At 49.2% G+C, this 23,725-nt stretch carries 19 protein-coding genes and 1 tRNA gene; 14 read left to right on the forward strand and 6 right to left on the reverse strand.

Going from position 1 to position 23,725, the window contains the following annotated elements; translation table 11 throughout:
* Positions 1 to 101 precede the first annotated feature (101 nt).
* From pyk to NQ534_RS17025, 3 genes are read right to left on the reverse strand one after another with little or no spacing between them, the layout of a single operon-like run.
* Positions 102 to 1,535, reverse strand: a complete 1,434-nt coding sequence (gene pyk / locus NQ534_RS17015; protein WP_006863977.1) for a pyruvate kinase — start codon at positions 1,533 to 1,535, stop codon at positions 102 to 104.
* A gap of 2 nt (positions 1,536 to 1,537) precedes the next feature.
* On the reverse strand, positions 1,538 to 2,371 hold the full coding sequence (locus tag NQ534_RS17020) for a Cof-type HAD-IIB family hydrolase (protein ID WP_006863978.1): 834 nt from the start codon (positions 2,369 to 2,371) through the stop codon (positions 1,538 to 1,540).
* Positions 2,368 to 3,216 (reverse strand): PHP domain-containing protein, encoded by an 849-nt coding sequence (locus tag NQ534_RS17025; protein ID WP_040785013.1) that lies wholly within the window; start codon positions 3,214 to 3,216, stop codon positions 2,368 to 2,370. The genes NQ534_RS17020 and NQ534_RS17025 overlap by 4 nt, the downstream gene beginning before the upstream one ends.
* A gap of 232 nt (positions 3,217 to 3,448) precedes the next feature.
* Here NQ534_RS17025 and NQ534_RS17030 point away from each other — a divergent pair, with 232 nt between their 5' ends.
* The 5 genes from NQ534_RS17030 (at position 3,449) to NQ534_RS17050 (ending at position 9,722) form a co-directional block, all read left to right on the forward strand.
* Positions 3,449 to 5,521 carry a YobI family P-loop NTPase gene (locus NQ534_RS17030; RefSeq protein ID WP_040785015.1) on the forward strand — a complete coding sequence of 691 codons (2,073 nt, stop codon included), beginning with the start codon at positions 3,449 to 3,451 and terminating at the stop codon, positions 5,519 to 5,521.
* Positions 5,522 to 5,581: 60 nt separating this feature from the next.
* The gene (locus tag NQ534_RS17035) at positions 5,582 to 6,631 is read left to right on the forward strand and encodes a hypothetical protein (RefSeq protein WP_040785017.1); all 1,050 of its coding nucleotides are present in this window, start codon (positions 5,582 to 5,584) and stop codon (positions 6,629 to 6,631) included.
* On the forward strand, positions 6,628 to 8,211 hold the full coding sequence (locus tag NQ534_RS17040; protein ID WP_040785019.1) for a type IV secretory system conjugative DNA transfer family protein: 1,584 nt from the start codon (positions 6,628 to 6,630) through the stop codon (positions 8,209 to 8,211). Before NQ534_RS17035 ends, NQ534_RS17040 begins: the two co-directional genes overlap by 4 nt.
* 42 nt (positions 8,212 to 8,253) lie before the next feature.
* Entirely contained in the window at positions 8,254 to 9,213 is a 960-nt protein-coding gene (locus NQ534_RS17045; protein ID WP_040785021.1) for a tetratricopeptide repeat protein, read from the forward strand.
* A 206-nt stretch (positions 9,214 to 9,419) separates the two neighbouring features.
* The gene (locus NQ534_RS17050; RefSeq protein ID WP_006863984.1) at positions 9,420 to 9,722 is read left to right on the forward strand and encodes a hypothetical protein; all 303 of its coding nucleotides are present in this window, start codon (positions 9,420 to 9,422) and stop codon (positions 9,720 to 9,722) included.
* A gap of 803 nt (positions 9,723 to 10,525) precedes the next feature.
* Here NQ534_RS17050 and NQ534_RS17055 read toward each other — a convergent pair.
* On the reverse strand, positions 10,526 to 10,951 hold the full coding sequence (locus NQ534_RS17055; RefSeq protein ID WP_006863987.1) for a hypothetical protein: 426 nt from the start codon (positions 10,949 to 10,951) through the stop codon (positions 10,526 to 10,528).
* A 554-nt stretch (positions 10,952 to 11,505) separates the two neighbouring features.
* Here NQ534_RS17055 and NQ534_RS17060 point away from each other — a divergent pair.
* Positions 11,506 to 11,577: transfer RNA gene (locus NQ534_RS17060), tRNA-Glu, on the forward strand.
* Positions 11,578 to 11,880: 303 nt separating this feature from the next.
* Here the strand turns inward: NQ534_RS17060 and NQ534_RS17065 are convergent.
* Entirely contained in the window at positions 11,881 to 13,179 is a 1,299-nt protein-coding gene (locus tag NQ534_RS17065; RefSeq protein WP_040785023.1) for a sensor histidine kinase, read from the reverse strand.
* Positions 13,172 to 13,852 carry a response regulator transcription factor gene (locus NQ534_RS17070; RefSeq protein ID WP_040785025.1) on the reverse strand — a complete coding sequence of 227 codons (681 nt, stop codon included), beginning with the start codon at positions 13,850 to 13,852 and terminating at the stop codon, positions 13,172 to 13,174. Before NQ534_RS17070 ends, NQ534_RS17065 begins: the two co-directional genes overlap by 8 nt.
* Positions 13,853 to 14,024: 172 nt before the next feature.
* Here NQ534_RS17070 and NQ534_RS17075 point away from each other — a divergent pair, with 172 nt between their 5' ends.
* The 8 genes from NQ534_RS17075 to NQ534_RS17110 all read left to right on the forward strand — a co-directional run bounded on the left by NQ534_RS17075 (position 14,025) and on the right by NQ534_RS17110 (position 23,608).
* Entirely contained in the window at positions 14,025 to 16,742 is a 2,718-nt protein-coding gene (locus NQ534_RS17075) for an ABC transporter substrate-binding protein (RefSeq protein ID WP_040785027.1), read from the forward strand.
* 4 nt (positions 16,743 to 16,746) lie between these two features.
* Positions 16,747 to 17,637 (forward strand): carbohydrate ABC transporter permease, encoded by an 891-nt coding sequence (locus NQ534_RS17080; protein ID WP_006863992.1) that lies wholly within the window; start codon positions 16,747 to 16,749, stop codon positions 17,635 to 17,637.
* A gap of 7 nt (positions 17,638 to 17,644) precedes the next feature.
* A complete protein-coding gene (locus NQ534_RS17085; protein ID WP_006863993.1) occupies positions 17,645 to 18,484 on the forward strand; it encodes a carbohydrate ABC transporter permease in 840 nt (279 codons plus the stop codon).
* An 11-nt stretch (positions 18,485 to 18,495) separates the two neighbouring features.
* Positions 18,496 to 20,637, forward strand: coding sequence for a biotin/lipoyl-binding protein (locus tag NQ534_RS17090; RefSeq protein ID WP_006863994.1), 2,142 nt, complete (start codon positions 18,496 to 18,498; stop codon positions 20,635 to 20,637).
* A gap of 1 nt (position 20,638) precedes the next feature.
* A complete protein-coding gene (locus NQ534_RS17095; protein WP_006863995.1) occupies positions 20,639 to 21,628 on the forward strand; it encodes an ABC transporter permease in 990 nt (329 codons plus the stop codon).
* 33 nt (positions 21,629 to 21,661) lie between these two features.
* Positions 21,662 to 22,159: an ATP-binding protein gene (locus NQ534_RS17100; protein ID WP_006863996.1), complete on the forward strand. Its 498-nt coding sequence runs from the start codon at positions 21,662 to 21,664 to the stop codon at positions 22,157 to 22,159.
* A gap of 32 nt (positions 22,160 to 22,191) precedes the next feature.
* The gene (locus NQ534_RS17105; RefSeq protein WP_006863997.1) at positions 22,192 to 23,091 is read left to right on the forward strand and encodes a helix-turn-helix domain-containing protein; all 900 of its coding nucleotides are present in this window, start codon (positions 22,192 to 22,194) and stop codon (positions 23,089 to 23,091) included.
* Between the two features lie 106 nt (positions 23,092 to 23,197).
* Positions 23,198 to 23,608: a GlcG/HbpS family heme-binding protein gene (locus NQ534_RS17110; RefSeq protein ID WP_198140205.1), complete on the forward strand. Its 411-nt coding sequence runs from the start codon at positions 23,198 to 23,200 to the stop codon at positions 23,606 to 23,608.
* The last annotated feature ends 117 nt before the right edge of the window (positions 23,609 to 23,725 follow it).

Here is a 23,725-nt window from a genome sequence, read left to right on the forward strand (position 1 = left end):
GCAGCGCGTTTTTGCAGGGAGACTTCCGGCTTCTTTGCATGTGCAGCGGGCCGGGCGTCATGCCTGTGTATTCATGCGGCGATTCCTGCCGGGTATTTACCTTAATACGGGTCGCCGACAATGTGTACGTTAATCAGGTTTGTTGTTCCCGACATGCCGAGCGGTACCCCGGCGGTAATCACAGTAATATCGCCGTCCTTCAGAAGACCGGCGGCAGTCGCTTCCTCCACGGAATGTTCAAACAGCTCGAAGGTATCCTGTTCCTCCTTTGTCTGGATCGGCACCACGCCCCAGCTGAGGTTGAGCTGGCGGCATACATGCGGATGCGTTGCGCAGCCGATAATCGGACATGCAGGACGGTACTTTGAAATCGTGTGGGCGGTGCCGCCGGATTTTGTGACGGTTACAATCGCCTGCGCCCGCAGATCGTGTGCGGTGGAGCAGGTGGCATAGGCAATCGCCTCTGTAATATTCTGCTGTCCGCTGCCGGTACTGATGTGATTGAAGCGGTTTACATAATCAATGTCCGCCTCCGTATGAAGCGCGATGCGCACCATCGTCTGCAGCGTTTCCACCGGATATTTTCCAGCGGCGGTCTCTCCGGAGAGCATGATAGCGCTGGTGCCGTCGTAAATGGCGTTTGCCACGTCCGTTGCCTCGGCTCTTGTGGGGCGCGGATGGGTAATCATGGAATCGAGCATCTGCGTGGCGGTGATGGAAACCTTGCCGGCCTGGATGGTCTTTTTAATCAGCTTTTTCTGGATTGCCGGAACGTCCTCCAGCGGGATTTCCACACCCATATCGCCGCGGGCAATCATGATGCCGTCGGCAACCTCCAGAATCTCGTCGATATTGTCGACCCCTTCTTTATTCTCAATTTTTGCGATAATCTGAATCGTATCACAGTTCTGTTCCTCCAGAATTTTGCGGATTTCCAGAATATCCTGTGCGGAACGTGTAAAGGATGCGGCGATAAAATCAAAGCCCATTTTGATGCCGAAAAGAATGTCGTCATGGTCTTTTTCACTGACGAACGGCATGGAGAGCGACACGTCAGGTACGTTTACGCCCTTGCGGTTGGAAACCGGACCGGAGTTGAGCACTTCGCAGATGATATCGGTATCTGTGACCTCTTTGATGGAAAGTCCGATCAGACCGTCGTCCAGCAGGATCATATTGCCGGCTTTGACATCCTTTACAAGATTGGCGTAGGTGATGGAAACGATGGAAGCGTCGCCCTCCACCTCCCGCGTGGTGAGCGTGAAGGTCTGTCCCTTCTGGAGCTGTACCTTTCCTTCTTTAAAGGTTTTCAGACGGATTTCCGGTCCCTTGGTGTCCAGCAGGGCGGCAACCGGAAGCTTTGCCTTGTTTCTTGCCTTTTTCAGCGCAACAAAACGCACGCGCTGTTCTTCATGCGTGCCGTGGGAAAAATTAAAACGCGCCACGTTCATACCGGAGTCGATCAGTGATTCCAGTACGCCGGGCTGGTCCGTGGATGGTCCGAGTGTACAGATGATTTTTGTTTTTCTCAGCATAGTCAGTTCTCTCCATTCGTTAAAATAAATTTGTAGATGATTTCTGCAACGGCATCATGATTGTTGTCATGCTCCGTTACGTAATTTCCGTGTGCGCGCATGGAAGCGTCTGCGTTTTTCATGATAGCGCTGATATGCGTCGCCTCCAGCATGGGAATATCGTTGTCGGCATCCCCCGCCGAGATTGTATTTTCCGGCGGAATATCAAACATATCGCAGAAAATCCGGACAGCGCTGCCCTTGGAGACGCCAACCGGCATATATTCCAGATAATTCGGACAGGAAAAGAAGCTGTCCGCCTTTCCTTCTGCCCAGCCTGCGAGGGATTTCTGAAAGTCGTGCAGTCTCTGCGGTTCGTCCAGATTAATGATAATCACCTTTTCCGGTTCCTCCGGCAGAGCCTGGCAGACATCCTCCACAATCAGATAATCCATCGTGGTAGCCGTCGTGTAGGAAAGCAGCTCGCGGGTATTGTGTGCGGAAAGCACGGCGCTGCGGGTGTAGGTATGCGCATACAGACCGGCTTTCTCCGCCGCTTCCAGAAGATAGCGGACAATGTCTTTTGCGAGTGTTTTCCGGTAAATGGGCTTTTGGTGACAGAGGTCATAAATGCAGGCGCCATTGTAGGTGATGGCATAGCAGCCCTCGGAAGTCAGCGACATTTTTTTCGCAAATTTCAGCGCGCTGATGGTGGCGCGTCCGCTGGTGATGACGATTTTATGTCCCTGGCGCAGCGCCTCGCGGATGGCCGCCATGTTTCCCGGCGTGATTTCCTTTTCATCATTAAGGAGCGTGCCGTCCAGGTCGAGAAATAAGATTTTTTTATCATGCATCATTGCTTTGTTCTCCTGCTTCGCAGATTTGTCAGAATATGATACGGGATACGTAAATTTCCCCGCCCCACGCCGAGGTCGATATGGGGCTTGTTGCTTCCGTGAAAGTCGGAACCGCCGGAAATCAGCAGACCGTGCCGCTTCGCAAGCTGCCGGACGAAGCTCTCATCGAAGGCGGAGTGCGTGGAGTAGATGGCTTCAATGCCAATCAGTCCCGCTTTTTTCAGGGAGGAGAGCAGAATGTCCATTTCTTCCTCCGAAAGACGGTAAAGCATCGGGTGCGCCAGGACGGGAATACCGCCCGTACTGGAAATCAGATGCACCGCCTGCACCGGGGTCACTTTTTCCCGCGGAACAAAACAGGGGCAGGCTTCTCCGATGTAGCGCTCAAATGCTTCCGGCATCTCCTTAACATAGCCGTGGTCCATAAGATAGCGCGCAAAGTGCGCCCGTGTCCACACGGCGTCCCCAAAAGCGGCTTCCATCTGCCCGTGGGAGATATCGATGCCGTTCTCCTGCATTTTTTTAATCATTTTTTCGTTGCGGATGTCGCGGGAATCCTGGAAGCGGGTGAGCTGGCTGCAGAAATCAGCGCTCCGGTAATCAATATCCAGTCCGACAATGTGAATATCTTTCCCCTTATATTCCGTGGAAAATTCAATCCCGGCAACAACTTCGAGAGCGGTGCCCTCTGCGGCGGCAAATGCTTCCGGGAGCCCGGCAACCGTGTCGTGGTCTGTCAGCGCAAAGGCTCTCAGCCCCTTCTCACAGGCATAAGAAACCAGCTCAGCGGGCGACATTGTGCCGTCCGAGCAATTAGAATGTACATGAAGATCTACCGTTTCCATCAAAGCGCCTCCCAATTCCATAAAGATGAATATTTATTAGTATACCGCAAATTACCATATCCTTGCAAGTGGTGGGAAGAAGATAAAATATTTTTTGCAATACCGGATGATTGCACATTAGTTTCCAATACCTACCGTATTTGGTAGGTGTTGTCGGATAATTAATGTTACAATTTTATATATATTTTGACATCGGATATCTGAAGATAAAGCTTAAAACAGGAGTATGCAAATGGAGAACGGGGAAAGTATCGCGAATCAGACACAGAGTGAGCTAGTGCAGGAGGAAGAAGCTGTTATTTTTCCGCTCTCCTGTAATCCGGATATAGAAGAAAGTACAGCCACACAGGTATTTTACAGACATCTGGAGAAGGCTTTTGCAGAACCAAGGATTCGGAACATTGCCATTACAGGTAGCTTTGGGGTAGGAAAAAGCAGTATGCTCCGATCTTTTGAGAAGCATTACCATGAAACATCTATTGCGCCGACGGATGTAAAACATAAATGGGGCATAAAAAAAGAGAAAATACAGAAGAATTTTCTGTATATATCACTGGGAAAGTTTTCAGAAAAAAAGAATGAGGACGAAAATGAGAACGAAAATGAGAACGAAAATGAAAATCAGATTGAACGTCGGATATTACTCCAGGTTTATGCAAGATTTCGACAGAAGGATCTGCCATCCGGCAGCTTTCGGTTGATATCGGAAAATATAAAACATCCCAAAATAACAGGGGCATTGGCAGGGGTTCTTGTTTTTGCCCTGCTTTTGCTGATATACCATGAGCCATTAGGAAATCTGGTGCTATGGACGATGAAAGGAATAGCATGGATAAGAATAGCCAAAATGTGGCTGCATCTTATTCTCTATCTTGCTGTAATGGCGGCTGTGGCAGCTTTATGTGGAATGGGCTTATACCGCCTGCTGCCCAGATTACAGCTAATGAGAATATCTTTAAAAGCAGAACAGGCGGAATTAGATTTGGAGAAGCAGGCATGTACTGATTATTTAGATTTGTACAGCATGGAACTGGTATATTGTCTGGAAAGAATAGCGGATCAGATCGATAGGACAGTGATTTTTGAGGATATAGATCGCTTCCAACCGGAAAAGTGTATTGAAATTTTTACACGGCTGCGTGAAATTAATTATCTGGTCAATCTGCGTCTGGATAAACAAAACTATATTCGTTTTGTATTTGTCATAAACGATGACGTTGTCAGTGGCATGGAGCATGCGAAATTTTTTGATTATATTCTGCCGGTTATTCCATCAATCAATAAGAAAACTTCAGAGATTATCTTTACAGACAATTTGCGAAAGGTAAACAAATCTATTGCAGGCTTTTTGAAAAATATCGGGCAAGAGCATTGTGCAGAACATCTTTCAAGATTAGACCAGTATGATACAACCGGAATCGTTCATTGTATTGCGCCGTATATAAAAGATTTTCGGCTGCAGTATGCTATTTTAAATGATTATGGATTGATGGCAGAACAGTATTTTCTGAATAACAGCAGGGGAGCAGAGCGTGACGATGCAGAACAGATCCTTGCTTTTGCTGTTTATAAGAATATATGGCCGGAAGACTACAGGAAGTTCTGGCAGGGGGAAAACAATATCCTCTTTGAAGAGGTTAAGAATGAGGGAAAAGATGATAAAGACAAAAGAAAAAAGGATGAGTTTTCCGGTCTGAGGGATATTCTTGTAGGTGGAGAGAATCCGTTTCTGAATATCCGAAGTCTATATTATGTGGGATTCAGCGAAGATAATATGATAGAAAGGCACGGAAATATTTGGTATGGAGAATACGAGATAACGGAGAAAATCAGACTGATAGAGGAAATACAGAAAGAAGACAGAAGAATTATCGATGAGCTGCGTGAATTCTGTGCATCTGAGAAACTGACAGACAGCGGCGATGAACGGCAGATCCTTGTATCAGCAATTAGGTGTATGCTCCGGTGTGAGGTAAAAGAAACGAAATGGTTCTTTGCAAAGCGTGATATAATCATGTGCCTTGAGGTGCTTTCGGAGCTGGAAGAAACGGAATATATAACATTTCTGTCATGGGCGAAAGAAGAAGCGTGGGCAAAGGATGCGGACAGAGATGGAATATTCAATGTATATAAGTGTTGCTGCGACATGGAAAATCTAATATACCGTCAGGATTTATCTATGAAGATGGTAGATGTTTTTTGCCAGGGAGTAAATGACGAAGAGCGGTATAGTAACAAGATCCTTCATGTTGAAGGTAACAGAGTTGATCTGGGAGAGAAAATAAGTAAAACTCATAAGTGCTAAACAGATTAGAAACGGATTCGGTCTGTAAAGAGAGAACAAAAGAAAGGAGATGTGCAGTATTTGTATGTTGTTGAAATATTAGAAATGGATAGTGTACAGCTCCGGTTTTCGTGCAGTGAAAAAGAGGCAGAGGGAGAAAGCATTGAACAGGCACTCAGTGAATTTTTTTCAAATTATGAGAGTGGTATACATGTAGCGGTCATCTGCCTGCAAACAGATGACGCCGTTGAACATTGGTTGTCCCAGAACGAAGTGCTGGAAGACTGGGATGATGGAGGAAGCGTTGCAGTAAAAGATCCATCGAATCCTACTAAGGAAAGAAAATTCATATATATTTGTGTGAAGAATGGAACAACGACGGCCAGTGAGTTGGTAGATGCTCTGAAAAAGATTGAGAGCATTTGTAGTTCTTATTTAGCAGGAAGAGAATGCTTTGGGTTGGTTAGCTGTATGGCTGGAATTGCATCGGCGATAGATGATATCCGGAAAATATTCACTGCTGATTATGCGCAAAAGTTATCGGATTCTCTGACAATCAATAGTGAGGATGTACCGGAAATACGAATACTGGTCTTTCTTCCGCAAGAGTGTTACGAAACGTTTAAAAATGAGGAATGCTATTTCCCGAAACAATTAGAATATGTTGTAAATGCAGCAACCTTTAGGCAAGTAGTGGAAGAAAGGAACACGCTGGAAAAGACATTAAATGAAAAAGACAGGGAAATTGAAGAACTAAAAGAAGAATTAGATAAAAAGGAGCAAGAAATAAAAAATACAAACGATGTAATTATGGAAGTAATGAATTATGTTAACAACACGAAAGAATTGTTAGAAAAAATCGAAAGAAAATTATCTTCAAGGGATAAAGAAAAGGCAACAAATATTCGTGAAGCTGCAAACGGTGGGGCAGAAAGACAGTCGAAGAGTAAAGCGGATATAGAAAAAGATGAAGAACGTCATGATTATGAACCGGAAAATCTGCCTAAGGCAGAAGCAAGAGAAGGACAGCACTATAAGCATGGGGAGCGGGGAATGAAAGGAAATCCGCATGAAGAAAAAGGATCTTCCTATGATTCAAGTTTATACAGACAGGAGGATGATGTGAGATGAGCACCACAGAGGAATTACAGCGATATACAGGACAGCGTTCCACTAGATCCATTTATGGAAATTTTATAAATTCTATGAGCGGAGTTCATGGAGGCGGCAACAAGGGACGTCTGGAAGAAAAGGCTTCTTTTCGTCAGGGGCTGTCTGCCTATAACATAAGCCGTCAGGAAATAAAGGTAGGAACAAATAATAATTGGGATACCGAAAACTATGGCGGAGTGCCCTTAGATTATGACGCGAAAACCAATACGGTATATGTAGACGGATCAGACGCACATACACTGATTATAGGGGCGACCGGATCTAAGAAAAGCCGTCTGGCAGTCATACCGGCAGTTCATACAATTTCTGCTGCAGGTGAAAATATGATTATCTGTGATCCGAAAGGAGAAATTTATAACCGGACCGCCGGGCTGTTAGAGAAAAGAGGCTATAATGTTCATGCAATTAATTTGCGCGAACCGAAAAAAGGAGATGGCTGGAATTTGCTCTCTGTGCCGTATGAAATGTTTTTGGCAGGAGACTTGGATAAAGCCTGCGAATTTATTAATGATGCTACAATTAATTTGATGCCTATATGTTCTAAAGATCCGTATTGGGATTATTCGGCGCGTGACATGCTGTTTGGTTTGATACTACTGCTGTTTGAATTGTGTAAAGAAAAACACCAGCCGCCGGAACTGGTGAGCATGCAGAGTGTGATAAAACTGAAGGAGGCATTATTTTGTTCGGTGGATAATACAATAATCCAGGACACCAGTCTCTGGAATTTTGCCAAACGCTATTCATTGATCCGGACGAGGCTCAATGGAATTGTTATATGTCCGGAACGGACGCTGGCATGTATCATAAGTACATTCGACCAGCATATGTCCTGCTTTACCTTGCAGCCTCAGATCATTGATCTGCTGTCCAGCTCAACTTTTGATCTTCAAAGTATTGGTTTTGGCAAAGATGCGTTATATTTGATTATGCCGGATGAAAAATCTACATATCATAAAGTAATTACTATTTTTATTAAACAAATATATGAGCTTCTAATTGATAACGCATTTAAGAGGACATCAGAGAACCGTTATCCAGTGAGGATCAATTTTATATTGGATGAATTTTCCTCTTTACCCGCTATATCGGATTTCCCGCAGATGATTGCTGCATCGCGGAGCAGAAATATACGATTTACACTGGTTGTCCAGTCAAAACATCAACTGAGACAGAGATATGACGAAGAGACAGCGACAATTATGTCTAACTGTGTTAACTGGATCTTTCTAACCTCAAGGGAGTTGGAACTTTTAAGAGAAATCAGTGAATTGAGTGGCATGACGGGATCCGGTTATGAAAATGTAATCAGTGTCTCAAGATTACAACATCTGGATAAGGATGCAGGAGAATGTCTGGTTTTTCATGGACGCAAATATCCATATCTTGCGATGCTGCCGGATATTGATGTATATGATGGAAAAGAATATACAATTCGTGAGATGAAGGAGCGAAAAAATAGCAAGATAGGATGGAAGGGGTACGAAAAACGTGATTTTTTTGAGCGGCTGGTGGAATTGAATATTGAGGGAAGATAGTAGCTGGGTTATTATATTTTGCAGATGAATAGGAGTGTTATTATGGATAATGAGAAGAAAAATTCATTTTATGGAATTACCGATATCGGGCAGGCAGAGGAACTATTAAATTTATTCCGAAGAGATCATCCGAATGATATCGTAGGAGCAGAAAATATGCTGCAGGAGCTTTTGGAAGTTCTGCTTGCACCAGAGACAAAATTAACAGGAACGGCAACAGATTTTCATAATTTTTCGGTTTCTATTACAAGGATTACGAACGACAACCGGAATGCTCTGGCAATCGTGAAAGAGGGATTAAAAATACATGCCTGTGATACCGATCTGCTGGCTGATGCGCTTAGATATGGATATAATTGCGGAGAAAAAGAAGAATGTGAGACATTGTATAAAAGATTGCAGTCTATTGATAAATCAAGCTGGACATGGAGAGCTTTTTCTTTTTCGATTGATTATTTGATTGGAATTTATAGTTCAGATAGAGTACATAGTTTTTCGGTAGAGGATATTCTGAAATTAGCACAGGAATATAAGGAGAATCAGCCGGATGAAGAGGATGCGTGGCTGAGCGAACAGGAAATATATGCCAAAACGAATCAGCCGGAAAAGGGAATCAAGGTACTGGAGGAGGCTATGGAAAAATTCAGTTCCTGTCCCAGATGCTGGTTACGATATGCAGATATTATGATGGATAAAGGGGAATATGAAAAGGCAGAGCCGGTCATTAAGAAAATGCGCAGGGACCCCAAAACCAGTGAAGCTATTAATTCGTCCTATATGTTTTATCTGGATGGACTTTGCAAGATGCGAAGACTGATAAATTCGGATGAATACGATGAGGGAGAAGTTGATCCGAAAGAGGTGCTGCGAGTGTATAAAGCATTCCAGTTATCGCTTGCCTCACCTGGGCTGCGGGAAAACACGAAACGGAATATAGAGGAACAGATTAATCGTCTGTCCACAGAGACAGATATTGAGTATCCACAGGAATGGAGAGTATAATTTGTAATTTCCAGTCATGTAAACAATATGAGGGATGAATGTTGTTTATGGTTGAATAGTTACGATGTTTTTTGTTAGTTTTCTGGCTATTGTCAGAACAAAACACATATGGTATTATGAAATTAAAACGGGCGGGATATTTTATGTAGATTTTTTAGGCGGATAAAGTGAAATAGATAAATTTGGAAAGAAGGTGTATTCCTAAGATGACAATGGAGGAAGTGTGGGGACAGATGATTGCATATCAGGGGTACACCTTTTATACATGCAAAGGGCTTGATTTCACTTATACGGTAAAAGGAAACGAAATTTTCTTCAGCAGAAAAGAAAAAAGCGTTACGCGGGCGTCTGTGGAAATCGGCTGGAGAAAGGCAATGGAACTGGATGGAAAGGTTTCCGGACCGAAAAAGCTGGTCTGTCATGGGAGCTCCTATCTGTATCCGGTATTTGCATATCTGGGTCTGATAGAGGCAGAAAATCTGAAAAAACCAGTGAAAAATCTTGCTTGAAAAAAATTGCTGAAGTGAAAAGTTTATTTCCATTTTGAAAAACGGAAAAATAAAAGTGGCAATTACTCTTACAAAAATGAGTGATTGCTGCTTTTTCTGTTTATTAAAGTAGAAATAAGTGCTACACTAAAGCAAGAAAGCAGCAGGCTGCTGGGAGAAGAAAGCTCTTTTTGGGCATGACAAAAAAGCGGACGTTAGTCGTTATTTTTAAGGGTGTAGGACTAAATTCCACTTGCTGTGGACGATATTTACCTTCTTTGACAGTCGCCTGTTGTTTTTGATTAAACAGTTTTCATTACTTATTTCTTTGCTTGAGCAAGTATGGCTTTAAAGTGACCTGATCTTTTTCAACCGGGTGGATGCCGAAAGCCAGTAGTTTTTCATACAGATCCGGATACAGAAATTCAGCCAGTTCCAGCGGGCTTTTATTGCCAGGCACTCCGCAAGGAGAAGAGTTCACATGGCAGAGAACCAAATTCAGATCAGACTGGCAAGTCAACCCAAGCCCATCAGATCCGTTCCTTTGGGAAGGATGTAACGCAGTTCTATATGCTTGTTTTCCAATGTACCCTTTTGCCCTGATTGCATAGGGTCACAGTAAAATACCCTTGTGCGCCTTGTGCCATCAGAGGAGGTCTCCATAGCTTCGGCCGCCGGAAACTCTGTCCCCCGGTCGGTCAGTAAGACATGGACATATTTGCGGAATACTTCTGTGCCCAGAATGGATTCCAGAATGTCGACGCCTTCTTTCATAGAAGCAGAGGTTTTCGTATCGCGGTATAAAGCGAGAAGAATACCGGCTCTTACAAATTTAAATGTCTGAAGGAAGGGCCGTTTGTCTCGTCGTTGTAGACCGTATCCATCTGAGTGATAAAGACCTCAGGATAATCCGAGAGATACGCTTGATAATCCTTATAGGTTCTGCCTTTGAGGTAGTTCCTGTCAGTACGTTTCTTATAGTTTTTTGCCTTTTTCCTGGGCAGTTTACGGGATACCTGGCGCCGCAGGTCAAGGGCAGTGATTCCTGCAATCTCATGAAAAATACCGTTTTCGATATAGTTGTAAAGAGTTTTTTCCGAAATGCCGAGTTCAGGATGGTTCGTAATGATCTGATAGGGGGACTGGCCTTGTTTTAAGAGAGGAGCAATCACATCGGCCATTTGTTTCGCCTCTTGTACGGTAAGGTTGACACCTTCCCTGGAATCGATCAAGGTAGTACGGTAATCCATATGGGCATCTTCCGGACAGTATTGGTATTTATCAAAACGGCAGTGAGACCAGTTGGAACAGCCATTGCAGGCACCGGGAGAGCGGTCGCGTCTGGAACAATGGAAAGGAGTGTAGTCCGGGCAGTCAGGGGAACACTGGCGTCCAAACACACATTTTTTATAATGACTGCATTCTAAAGGCATCTTACACTTATAGGTAAGAGACCTGTGGAGTTTGATCTCCTTACCGACGGTAGATTTGTCCTTACCAATGGTCTGGGCAATGGCAGTTTTAGGTAATGCCGGCGAGAATGATACGCCGTTTCTCTAAAGTCAAATGCGAAAAAGAGTTTTGTGTTTTCATAATAGGCACCAACCTTTCCGGCGACTGCCTAATATACAAGTGTAAGACTAAATGCAACATTTGTGGAAGTGGAAATGAGTGAAAGACTAAAATCTACTTTTGCCTATTCAAAGTGGAAATAAACTTTTCACTTCAGTCTTGAAAAAAATTTTAAAAAAATTGAAAAAAGTACTTGCATTTTAGAAAAAAGTGTTGTAGTATATTGAAGTACGGTTCGTTGGTCAAGCGGTTAAGACGCCGCCCTCTCACGGCGGAAACAGGGGTTCGATTCCCCTACGAACTGCTTTCAGAAGCTTTACAAATCCTGTATTAAAGTGGATTTGCAGAGCTTTTTTATTTTCCCTTCAAAAGATTCCCCGCTAAAAAACGGAAAGATAATCAAAAAGAGAATCTGCATATTTTGAAATATTTTCCAAAACCATGTCAGCCATTTACAGAAAGCCCGCGGCCCGCTGCCGCAATATGACTCCGTGCCGCCCGACTTTTCTGCTCGTTGCCGTAATATGGCTCCCGCTGCCCGGATTCCACGCCTTAGGAAGCGATATAACGCATCTCCACCGTCCGGTTTTATCGCCTGCGCATCACCTTATTTCCCCGTCTGCGGCAGCAGGATGGTAAATACTGCGCCTCCTTCCGGGGCGTCTGTGACAGTCAGCGTCCCCTTATGCAGCAGGACAATTTCTTTTGCGATGCATAAGCCCAGACCGAAGTGACCGCGGTTGCTGCGGGCATCGTCCGCGCGGTAGAAGCGGTCGAATATTTTTTCTTTCTGGTCGTCGGGAATGCCGGGACCGTTATCCGCAACGGAAATGGTAAAATATTTGTCGGCGGTGCCGGCGCTAAGGCAGACGGTACCGCCGGGCGGCGTATAAGAAAAGGCGTTGTCTATAAGGATGGAGAGCGTCTGCCCGATTCTTTCTTTGTCGCAGAAGCAGGGGGCGAGGGCATCCTCCGGCAGATGAATCTGCAGATGCAGCTTCTTTTCACGCGCCGTCGGTTCATATTTCTCATATGTTTCCAGAAGCAGGGTGTCCAGCTCAGTCATACCGGGACGGATGCTCCAGGTCTTATTGTCGGAGCTGGCGAGCAGCAGCATATCTTCAATGAGGCGCGCCATCCGCTGTCCTTCCGATTCGATGGAATCAAAGAAGCGCGGCTGCTCATCGGGAGAGGCGGTGCGGGCGGCGGAGAGCGCGGACAGCATAACGGTCAGCGGGGAGCGCAGCTCGTGTGAGGCGGAGGCAATAAATTCAACCTGCCGGCGGCGGCTGTTTTCAATCGGACGCAGCATACGCGCAACAAAGAACCAGGCAAGCACCGTGAGGATGATCCATGCGACTGCGGAGCCGGCGCCGAAAAACAGACGCTGCTGCCAGAGCTGTGCGGCAGGCAGCGACGCCGGGCACAGGATAACAATATCGAAATAGCCGCTCCCCCGCGGCATCAGCGACGCCATCACAAAATACTCTTTGCCGCTGTCGTCTGTCACGGAGAATGCCTCATACCGGTAAAGGACGCTGGAGCTGCGGAAGGTTTCCGGGTCCAGACCATACTCCGAGACGGCGGTAGAGCGGGCCGTTTCCAGCAGCTCCCTGTTTAAATCATGCGCATGCAGCGTGCTGTAAAGCAGCGGGGCGCCGTTATCCAGAATATCAATCATAATGCCGTAATTATGCTCCATCTGGGAAAGCCAGGTGTGTGAGAGAAGCCGCTGGTTATCAATGTAACTTAAAATACTGCTGGCATTGTTGCGGAAAACCGTTTCATTACGGCTGCGCATACTGTTTTCCGAAAAGGCGAGACAGAGGCAGGTCATAATCAGCAGAATCAGTCCCATGACCAGGGCAGAGAAAAAGGTAAGGCGAACTTGTACTTTTTTAAACATCGGTATCCTCCAGACGGTAGCCCACGCCGCGCACAGACTTAATGCTAAGGCTGCTTTTCAGGGATTTGAGCCTGCGGCGCAGAAAATAAATGTAATTGTCAAGGTTTCCATCTTCAATTTCCGCATCCGGTCCCCAGACCCTTGTCAGAATCAGCAGGCGGGGAAGCGTCTGGGCGGGATTGCGCAGAAACAGCTCCATCAGGTCGCCCTCGCGCCGGGAAAGAGAACAGGAAACATCGTACCGGGAGAGCGTTTTCTGGGCGCTGTCATAGGAGATGTCGCCGTAAGAGAGGATATGCTCGTCGGTCCAGACGAGCGGACGGCGCAGGGTGGAGCGGATGCGTGCGGTCAGCTCTTCAAAAGCGAAGGGCTTTACAATATAATCGTCTGCGCCCATGTCCAGTCCGGCTACCTTGTCCTGCAGGTCGCCGAGCGCTGTCAGCAGGATGACGGGCGTGCGCACGCCGGAAATGCGGGCGTTTTTCAGCACCGACAGACCATCCATGCCCGGAAGCATCCGGTCCAGCAGCACGCAGTCGTGCGCGCGTTCCTTCATAAGAAACAGTCCTTCTTCGCCGTCATGACAGACATCGACGGCGTAGCCCTGCTTTTCCAGCTGAAACTTCACAGACGCACACAATTTCTTATCATCTTCAATCATTAAAATCCGCATAAATGTTTTTCTCCTTCCACTGCTGCTTTCATTGATGTCCACTTGATTTAGTATAGCATGGAAATCTCTAAAGTATTTCTAAAAAGTTTTCCGGTTTTTAGAGGATATTTAGAAAAAACTCTGCTAATCTTTTAGCGTGCACAAATATGACAGCAAAACGGAGGGAAAATTTATGAGACGAAACGGAAAAAGAAGGATTGCCGCGATTCTGGCGGCAGCGGTTCTGGCGGCAGGCGTGGCCGGCTGCGGGAATACGCAGGATACAACGGATACACAACAGAATACAGTGGCTGCCGGTGCAGAGAGCGCCGGGGCAGATACGCAGGATGATGCAGAGAGTGCCGGAACGGATGCACAGGATGGCGCGGCGGATACTGCGGCGGACAAAAATCAGACAGCGCAGAGCGTGGCTGCGGAGGGCAGTACGGCGATGGGACGCTATATGGAGAGTGAGATTGCGCTTCCGGAGGAAATACGGGCTATCTATGACCAGCAGGAGCTGGAGGACGGTACGCTCCGCGTGCTTTCCGGAGGAGATACGACGGCGGTCTGGGAATCCGGGGATGGCGGCGCCTCCTGGGAGAAAAAGCTGGTGCTGAATGAACTGGAGGGGCTGGAAGATAAATTTATCTCTGCAGCAAAATTTTCGCCGGACGGAAGTATATGCTGCGCCTTTTATAAGCTTGATGCAGAGGAAACTGCACAGGGCGGCGTGGGGGCTGCCGGAGAAGATGCAGAAGCAGCAGGCGGGGATGCGGAAAGCTCCGCGGAGGCTGCCGGGGAAAATGCAGAAGCAGCAGGCGGGGATGCAGAAAGCTCCGCGGACGACGGCGTGGAAGCGGCAGTTCCGGGCGGCGTGGAGGCTGCCGGAGAAGAGGGCGCAGAGGCGGCAGACGGCGGCATGGATACAGCGGATGCGGCGGATGACGGCATAGCCGCGGGCGGCGATGCGGGCGCAGATATGCCGGACTGCATGGCGAAGATTCTGCCGGACGGTACGCTGAAAATGATTCCCGTTAAGGCACCGTTTGTGGACAGCGGATTTGGCATTATGATTATGGAAATGTCTTATATGGAAACAGGAAAGATACTGGTGAACTGCGTTGGTCAGAACCAGCTGTATCTGCTGGACGATGAGAGCGGAGAGGTGCTTGCCACATATAATGAAGAGGATGAATATTGTTTTTATTTCAAGACTGGCGGCGGCAGGATTTTCCTGTTTGGCACAGACGGCGTAACGGTTCTGGATTATGCCACCGGGGAGGAAAGCGCGGCGGATGACGCCATTAAAGAGACGCTGGAGGACAACAGCTCCAATCTGGAGATAACAAGCAGTATGACCTATCCAGTGATTATGTGCAGCGGAAGCAGGGAGGGCACGCTGTATTTTGCAAATGAAGATGGAATATACCGCTACAGTGCGGGTGGATCCGTGGTGGAGCAGATTGCGGACGGAGAGCTGAATTCCCTTGGAAAGCCGAGCATTTCCCTGTGCAGCATGGCGGTTCTGAGCGACGGTTCCTTCCTGCTGTCTGTGCTGGACGAGACGGAGCCGAAGCTTCTGCACTTTGTGTATGATGAGAGTGTTCCGACGGTGCCGGATACGGAGCTGAAGGTGTATGCGCTGGAGGATAACGCGGAGGTGCAGCAGGCAATCTCCATGTTCCAGACGCAGAATCCCAAATACTATGTGAATCTGGAAATCGGCATGTCGGGCGATGACGCGGTGACAGCCTCTGACGCGCTCCGCACCCTGAATACCGAGATCATGGCGGGCAACGGTCCGGATGTGCTGATTCTGGACGGAATGCCGATGGATTCCTATATCGAAAAGGGTGTGCTGAAAGATATCAGCGGCATTTACAATGAAATCCTGCAAAGCGATGGTCTGCAGGAAAATATTGCCGGAACCTGGCAGCGGGACGGGGCTGTTTACGCGATTCCAAGCCGTTTCCGGGTGCCGGTGCTGATGGGAGATACGGACACCATCGCACAGATAGAAAATTTAGAAGACCTTGGAAGCGTGGCGGAGCAGCTTCGCGCAGAGGACGACGGAATCGAATCCATTGTGGAGGTTTTAAGCGCTTACTGGCTGCAGAAGGTCTTTTACGGGGTCTATTCCCCGACGTTGCTGGCGGACGACGGCACGCTGGATACAGAGGCACTGACCGGTTATCTGACAGAGCTGAATACGCTGTTTCATCTGAATCACTATACGGAGGAGGAAGTGGAGCACCGTATGGTGACGGAGAACGATGACCCGTATGATTTTTCGGATTATGTATCCGTGGAGGACTGGGCGGCGGAAAAGCTGAAGCTGCAGGTAATAAGCCTCTCCTCCGGCTATAATCTGGCGACGGTTACCAGCGTCTGCGCATCGATGGAAAATATGGATTACCGGCTGGCTCCGGTGGGGGATAAAAAAGTGTTCACCCCGGCAGTGATCGTGGGCGTATCCGCGAAGAGCAGCCAGACGGAGGGTGCGGAGGAATTTGTGAAATTCATGCTCTCGGAGGCGGCACAGTCCATCAACCAGGGCGGCGGCTTCCCGGTAAATAAAAAGGCGCTGGATACGGAGCTGTTTGCAGATAAGCTGGCAGATGGGCAGCTTTCGGAGGACGAGCGGAGTCTTGGAAGTTTCTATTCCACGACAATGGATGAAGAAACCGGCATTATATCAGAATTTTCGTTTGAAACTGTGGTGCCGGAGCAGGAGGTGGTCGACCGCTTTAAGGAGCTGGTTGACAGTCTGGATACGCCGTCCCTCACCGATGCGGTGATGGAGGAGCTGGTACAGGAGCAGGCGGGCAAGTGCATTACCGGAGAAGTGACCGTGGAGGAAGCAGTCAGCAGCATCAGCCAGAAAATGAATCTGTATCTGGCGGAGTAAGGTGATGCGCGCAAAGAAAGGCGCAGACACTGCAAAACGGCGGGGGCAGGGCAGGCATAAGACGCGCAGGCAGTGGGCGGGACTATTTTTCATCCTGCCCAGCCTGGCGGGAGTGTCGGCTTTTATCCTGCTGCCGTTTCTGGATGTGATACGCCGCTCGTTTACCGAGGTGATGACCGGGAAATTTGCCGGGCTGAAAAACTACCGGACAATTTTTTCAAACAGCGCTTTTTTGCAGGCGGCGGGAAACACACTGCGTTTTACGGCGGTCTGCATCCCGCTTCTGCTTATCTGCTCGCTTGCGGCGGCGGTGCTGCTTAAGCGGCAGAAACGCATTGGCAGATTCTTAAAGAGCATGTATCTGATGCCGATGGCGATTCCGGTGGCGTCGGTGGTGCTTTTGTGGAAGCTTCTGTTTGCGCAGGGCGGAATTTTAAACGGAATACTTTCCGCTTTCGGCGTGGCGGCGGTCGACTGGATGAACTCAGACTATGCGTTCGGGGTGCTGGTGTTCAGCTATATCTGGAAAAATCTCGGCTATGACGTGATCCTCTGGCTGGCGGGGCTTTCGGGAATCCCGGAGAGCATTTACGAGGCGGCGCGGGTGGACGGCGCCGGGGAGTGGCGCTGCTTTGTCAGCATTACCATGCCGAACCTGCTGCCGTCGCTCTATACCATCGCCGTGTTATCTTTCCTGAACTCCTTTAAGGTATTCCGGGAGGCGTATCTGGTGGCGGGCGATTATCCGCATGGGAGTATTTACATGATGCAGCATTTATTTAACAACTGGTTCCGGGAGCTGTCCATCGATAAAATGTCCGCGGGCGCGGTGGTCAATGCCGCGGTGATTCTGCTGCTGGTGCTTCTTCTGCAGCGCGCGTGGGAAAGGGAGTGAGAAGCGGATGAAAAATAAAATGATTCTGCTGCCGCTCATCCTGCTGGCGGTCATCTGCTGCTATCCGGTGTTTTTTCTGCTGACGGGGGCGCTGATGGACAGTGCGGAGCTGAAAGAGCGGCTGGGTCCGGTCCTGGGGAGCAGCGGGGGATTTGTGTCCTGGACGCTGCTGCCGCAGTATCCGACGATGCAGAATTACGTGGAGCTTCTGCTGGATACGCCGGAATTTTTTGTGATGTTCTGGAATTCGGTGAAGCTGACGGCGGGCGTGCTGGCAGGGCAGCTTCTGGTCGGCGTTCCGGCGGCGTGGGGCTTTGCAAGATTTGAATTTCCGCTCAGAAGATGGCTGTATATGCTGTACGTGATTCTGATGATGATGCCGTTCCAGGTGCGGATGCTCTCGGATTATCTGGTGCTGGATTCGCTGAACCTTCTGGATACGCATCTGGGAATCATTCTGCCGGCGGTGTTTTCCACCTTTCCGGTATTTATCATGTACCGCTTTTTCCGGAGCATCCCGGAGGCGGTCATCGAGTCAGCGAAGCTGGACGGGGCGGGCAGTCTGCAGATATTTGTATATATCGGGCTGCCGCTGGGCGCGGGCGGAATTGTATCCGCTCTGGTGCTGAATTTTCTGGAATACTGGAATCTGATTGAGCAGCCGCTGACATTTCTGAAGGATAAGACGCTGTGGCCGCTGTCGCTGTTTTTGCCGAATATCGGACTGGAGCAGGCGGGAATTGCGTTTACAAGCTCGGTCGTTACGCTGATTCCGTCGGTATTTGTTTTTCTGCTCGGACAGGATTATCTGGAGCAGGGAATCGCGGCGGCAGCGGTGAAGGAATAGAGGAGGGCAACATGAAAAAAAGAGTAATCGGGGCGTTTGCCGGATTTCTGGCTGTCATGCTGGTATTTACATTTTTATCAAGGGCGGCGGACAGTCTGAGTGTCGCCAGAGTGACCGTGCAGAAAGCGGAGCGCGGAAAAATCAACCATACGGTAACGGGCACCGGCAAGGTGACGCAGAACCGGGAACAGGCGGTCTCTACGCTGGCAGGGCAGACGGTAAAGAGCATTTACGTGGAAGAGGGACAGCAGGTGAAAAAGGGAGATGTGCTGTTCGAGATAGACCTGGTAAGCCTGAAGGAGCAGATTCTGGAGCAGAAGCAGGAAATGAAAAAGGCGGACCTGCAGTCGCAGGATGCGGCGAGCAGCCGGGCGGCGCAGGCTCAGAAGAACGCCATCAGCCAGAGCAGGGCGGCGGAGGATTACAGTGTGGCGGCGTCTAAGGGAAATACCGCCGTTTCGCGCGCCGCGGCGGAGCTGAAAAAGGCGAAGCAGAAGCTGGAGACGCTGAAGCAGAGCGACGATGGCCAGACGGGCGTCGATACGGTGGAGGAAATTCTGAAGCAGACCTGCGAGGATAAGCAGGAGGAATACGAGGAAGCGGTAGCCTATAAAGAAGAGCTGGAGGACGCCATCGACGAGACGGTAAAGAAGGCTCTGGCGGACCTGGCGGCGGGAACGAAGACGGCGGCGCGGATGACGGCGGAGACGGAAATCCACTTTTCCGGGGAGACAGGGCAGGCGGACGGCAAAAGTTTCGATGCTGCCGGAGCGCTGCACGCAGCGGAGACGGAAGATGCTTCTGTATTGTCCGCCTCAGAGTCGAAAGCTGCGCTGGCGTCGTCCATAGCGGAGACGGAAGCTCCGGCAGTTCTGTCTGCACAGGAGCCGGATAACGGAAATACGGCTGATTCCGGAAACGGACAGACGGAGGGCGTTGGTCAGATGGAAGCTTTTACAGGCGGACAGACGGGCGATGCTGCAGGTGGACAGACGGACGATGCTGCAGGTGGACAGACAGATATCTACGGCGATGGGCAGCAGGATACGGCGGATACTATGCAGCCGGTTACGCCGGATACCACACAGCCGGTTACGCCGGATGCCGGAATGTCATCCGCACCCGGCGCAGATGATGAAGACGGTGAGCAGATTATCGACGGGGAGACGGAAGGCGCAACAGAGGACCCCTGGCTGCTGGAGCAGCGCATCCGCCAGGAAAACCAGTATCTTCTGGATGCGGCGCAGGTGCAGATTGATATAAAGGAGCAGGAAAAAGCGGAGGCTGATGCGGCGCTCGCTTCTTATCAGCAGGAAAAAGCGGCAGGCACGCAGACCAGTGCGGAGGAGATGAAGGCACAGCTTGAGGAGGAAATCGAGGCGAAGCAGCAGGCGTATGAGGACGCGGTCACTTCGGCAAACGATAGCCTGCGCAGTGCGGGGAGGGCAATCGAGGATGCAAGTGCGCCGCAGGGGAGTGACAGCACCGGGGAGATTGACGCCATCACCCGTGAGCAGGAGGAGCTGAAGCTGGAAAAGCTGGAGACACTTCTGGAGGCGGAGGGAAAGGTGACGGCGCCGATTGACGCGACCGTCACAAAGATTAATCTGATGACCGGGGAAAAAACACCGGACGGCACGGCGATGCTTCTTTCTGACACGGAAGCCGGCAATAAGCTGGTGGTGCAGGTGGATGAGAGCCAGGAAAAATATATTGCCAAAGGGGACGACGCCCAGGTGAAGGCGAACAATAAAAACGGCGATACGCTGGAGAATCTGACGGTGGATTCTGTGCGCACCAACGAGGAGGATGCAGACCTTCTGGATGTGACGGTGCAGCTTCCGCAGGATTCGCTGGAGGCGGGCACATCGGCAACGCTGGAATCGACGCGCATTTCGGAGACGTATGACTGCTGTGTGCCGATACAGGCGCTTTACGAGGACAATGGCAGATACTATGTTTATGTGCTCTCGGAGAGCAGCACGGTGCTTGGGACAGAGCTGACGGTCACCCGTCTGGATGTGAATGTGCTGGATAAAAATGAGACGAATGCGGCGCTGCAGCCGGGAACGCTCGCGTCGGACCAGCAGGTAATCGTATCGTCGGATAAGTCGATTTCTGCGGGAAGCCGCGTGCGGCTGGTTGAGGAGTGATATGAAAAAGTATGTAAGAGGAGCCCTCCGGGCAGTCTGTCTGCTTGCCGTACTGTTTTTGTATGTGTCCGCGCAGCAGCAGGCGGAAAAGCTGGCGGCGTGCAATCGGACGGCGCTGATTCTGATGGAGCGCAGCCCGCTGACGGGCAGCCGCGTGGAGGAAATGCAGAAGGCGGAGGAAGAGCAGGAGCAGCCGCGTGAATTTACCGCCTGGAGCCAGAAAAACGGGGTGGAGATAAAAAATGAAAACCTTGCGCGCTCGCATACGGTGGCGGCGGTGGCGGTCTGCGGACGCTCGGATCTGGTTCTTGAAGGGACGGCGCGGCTGGACGGGGACGACCGGGAGGGCTGTCTGATCGATGAAAACACGGCGGAAAAGCTTTTCGGAAATACGAATGTAACCGGGCTGCCGGTGGAGATTGCGGGGGAGGAGAAGATTATCCGCGGCATTTTGTATGATGCGGAGGATACGGTGCTGTACGAAGCCGACAAAGAAGAGGAATTTCCTTATCTGACGGTGACGACAGACGGCAGCACATCTTATGAAAAGCTGCGGCAGGACTTTATGGCCCGTCACGCGCTGGAGGGAAGCTTTGTCCGCATGGACACGCTAGGAAGAATCCTGGGGCTGCTCGTTCTGCTGATCCCGCTGATCGTCGTCTGCCGCGCGGGAGGGCACTGCCTGCGGCAGGCGTGGGAATACCGACGGGAATGGGCGGGAGCGCTCCTGCTTGCGGCTGCGGTCCTCTGTATGGTGTGCTTTTGTGTGCTGGCGGTCGGGCAGATTCAGATTCCGGCGGACATGATTCCCACCAAATGGTCAGATTCTGGCTTCTGGTCTGATTTCGTGGAAAAAGAACGCCAGTCTCTGCTGCTTCTTCTGCTCACCGAAAAGCAGAAGCCGCTGCAGAGCTTCGTCGAGGGCTTCTATCTGGGGGCAGGGGAAAGCCTTACAGCGGTAATACTGGCGCTGAAAATCAAAATACTGTAGCACCGGAACGGGGTTTCGTGTTATATTGGATACATGAAAAATATTTATTTAATAGGCGGAACGATGGGCGTGGGAAAAACCGCCACCTGCCGGATTTTAAAAGAGAAGCTCCCGGACTGTGTTTTTCTTGACGGGGACTGGTGCTGGGACATGCATCCTTTCCGGGTGACGCCGGAAACCAGAAAAATGGTAATGGAGAATATCTGTTTTCTGCTGAATCAGTTTCTCTGTTGCAGTGCATATAAAAATATCATATTCTGCTGGGTGATGCATGAACAGGCAATCATTGACGGGATTCTGGGAAAAATTGAAACCGGGGATTGCCGGATACATACTATTTCGCTGGTGTGTGATGAGGAGGAACTAAGAAGGCGTCTGCGGAAGGATGTGGACGCCGGTATCCGGTCGGCGGATGTGATACAAAGAAGTATTGCAAGGCTTGAACTCTATGAAAAGCTGGATACCGAAAAGGTGGATGTTTCCAATATCACTGCAGAGCAGGCGGCGGAAAGGCTACTGCGGATAAAATAGAAAAATGATGGGATGGGCGTGGTGGAAAACAGATGGAAACAGCTATCCGGACAATGCAAAAGGATATCAGAAAGCTATCTCTGAAAGAAGGGGAAAATCAGACCGGGATACCCGGTGTGACGGTGTATTGTTTTGAAGAAGAAAAAATCCGGATGCCTTCTGTTGATAATCCATATTTGTATATCGTGCTCGACGGAATGCTCCGGCTGCATACGCCGTCCGGGATTATGGATTACATGGCGGGGCAGTATTCGGTATCCAGAATCGATACGCCGCTCATGGGAACAGTTTTAAAGTTTTCAGAGCAGCGGGATTTTCTGGCGATGTCTGTGGAATTTACCGTAAATGACGTCATAACAACTGTTTTGGGGCTGGATAATGATTTGACAGAAAAGATTATGAAGGAGCAGTTGGACCGGAACCGGATGGCGTTGTCGGATGAGGCGGTAATAGAGTCGGTTGATAAATTGTTTTCCGGAATTTACAGAGCGGTTCCGTCGGAATTTATGAGAAAAAATATTCTGCGGGAAATGATTTATGCTGTACTTTGCGGCTCCTGCGGCAGGCAATTTATACAAAGCGTCGTAAATACCCGCCCGGCGGAGGAAATATACGAAGCTAACAGTTGGATCAAAGAGAACTTCCGGGATTCTTTTACAGTGGAAAGCCTGGCGGAGCAAAGGAATATGAGCGTATCTTTATTTCATCAGAAATTCAGAAGCGCCGTAGGAATGGGACCGCTGCAGTGTCAGAAGCGGCTGCGCCTCACGGAGGCGAGAAGGCTGATGCTGGATGAACGGAAAAACGTAACGGAGGCGTCTGTTGAGGTCGGCTATGAGAGCGTATCGCAGTTTATCCGGGATTACCGGAAAATGTTTGGCTCCGCTCCCAAAGAGGATATTCTGAATATGAAAAAGCATCTGGAGAAATGAGCAATTTTTTTGCAGAAACAGGCAAGCGCGGCGGGATGTTCTCCTGTTATACTGTTTTTGATGCAAAAATGTGTTTGCATTGAAAATGGATATGGAGGTTTTTCAGATGGTTTTAACAGATGAAATATGCGACAGACTGTGTGATGCCGCAAAAGAAAAAAGCAGGGAGCTTGGTGTGGATATCAGCTTTGCGATAAGTGATGAACATGGTCTGCCCAGAGCGTACCGGAGATATGGGGAGGCACTGGTGCTGAGTATCACGCTTGTGCCCGGAAAAACGTATACATCCGCCGTTACACAATGCAAAACAAAGGATGTCGCGGCTGCCGCCGCAGAGGGGGCTTCCCTCATGGCAATCCAGACAAATGACCCGCGGATCACCCTTGTTGCGGGAGGTTACCCGCTGTTTGCAGACGGAAAAATCGCTGGCGGAATCGGCGTCGGAGGCGGAACGGAAGAACAGGACTGCCGGATAGCGGAATATGTAGTATCGGTATTTGAAAAAATTGCCTGCTGACAGGGCAGAGCCGGAAAAATTTCTGAACAGATTATTGTCAGGCAAAAATGCATTGACATAAAATCGTTGATTTCGTATAATAATAGTAGAAGATACAGCGTGCTGTATCTGGTGGGC

The organism is Marvinbryantia formatexigens DSM 14469 (assembly GCF_025148285.1).
Lineage (GTDB): Bacteria > Bacillota > Clostridia > Lachnospirales > Lachnospiraceae > Marvinbryantia > Marvinbryantia formatexigens.

Coding starts and splice junctions, on each gene's coding strand:
- pyk (WP_006863977.1), bottom strand. CDS start 1,535: ATGCTGAGAAAAACAAAAATCATCTGTACACTCGGACCATCCACGGAC.
- NQ534_RS17020 (WP_006863978.1), bottom strand. CDS start 2,371: ATGATGCATGATAAAAAAATCTTATTTCTCGACCTGGACGGCACGCTC.
- NQ534_RS17025 (WP_040785013.1), bottom strand. CDS start 3,216: ATGGAAACGGTAGATCTTCATGTACATTCTAATTGCTCGGACGGCACA.
- NQ534_RS17030 (WP_040785015.1), top strand. CDS start 3,449: ATGGAGAACGGGGAAAGTATCGCGAATCAGACACAGAGTGAGCTAGTG.
- NQ534_RS17040 (WP_040785019.1), top strand. CDS start 6,628: ATGAGCACCACAGAGGAATTACAGCGATATACAGGACAGCGTTCCACT.
- NQ534_RS17045 (WP_040785021.1), top strand. CDS start 8,254: ATGGATAATGAGAAGAAAAATTCATTTTATGGAATTACCGATATCGGG.
- NQ534_RS17050 (WP_006863984.1), top strand. CDS start 9,420: ATGACAATGGAGGAAGTGTGGGGACAGATGATTGCATATCAGGGGTAC.
- NQ534_RS17055 (WP_006863987.1), bottom strand. CDS start 10,951: ATGGATTACCGTACTACCTTGATCGATTCCAGGGAAGGTGTCAACCTT.
- NQ534_RS17065 (WP_040785023.1), bottom strand. CDS start 13,179: ATGTTTAAAAAAGTACAAGTTCGCCTTACCTTTTTCTCTGCCCTGGTC.
- NQ534_RS17070 (WP_040785025.1), bottom strand. CDS start 13,852: ATGCGGATTTTAATGATTGAAGATGATAAGAAATTGTGTGCGTCTGTG.
- NQ534_RS17075 (WP_040785027.1), top strand. CDS start 14,025: ATGAGACGAAACGGAAAAAGAAGGATTGCCGCGATTCTGGCGGCAGCG.
- NQ534_RS17080 (WP_006863992.1), top strand. CDS start 16,747: ATGCGCGCAAAGAAAGGCGCAGACACTGCAAAACGGCGGGGGCAGGGC.
- NQ534_RS17085 (WP_006863993.1), top strand. CDS start 17,645: ATGAAAAATAAAATGATTCTGCTGCCGCTCATCCTGCTGGCGGTCATC.
- NQ534_RS17090 (WP_006863994.1), top strand. CDS start 18,496: ATGAAAAAAAGAGTAATCGGGGCGTTTGCCGGATTTCTGGCTGTCATG.
- NQ534_RS17095 (WP_006863995.1), top strand. CDS start 20,639: ATGAAAAAGTATGTAAGAGGAGCCCTCCGGGCAGTCTGTCTGCTTGCC.
- NQ534_RS17100 (WP_006863996.1), top strand. CDS start 21,662: ATGAAAAATATTTATTTAATAGGCGGAACGATGGGCGTGGGAAAAACC.
- NQ534_RS17105 (WP_006863997.1), top strand. CDS start 22,192: ATGGAAACAGCTATCCGGACAATGCAAAAGGATATCAGAAAGCTATCT.
- NQ534_RS17110 (WP_198140205.1), top strand. CDS start 23,198: ATGGTTTTAACAGATGAAATATGCGACAGACTGTGTGATGCCGCAAAA.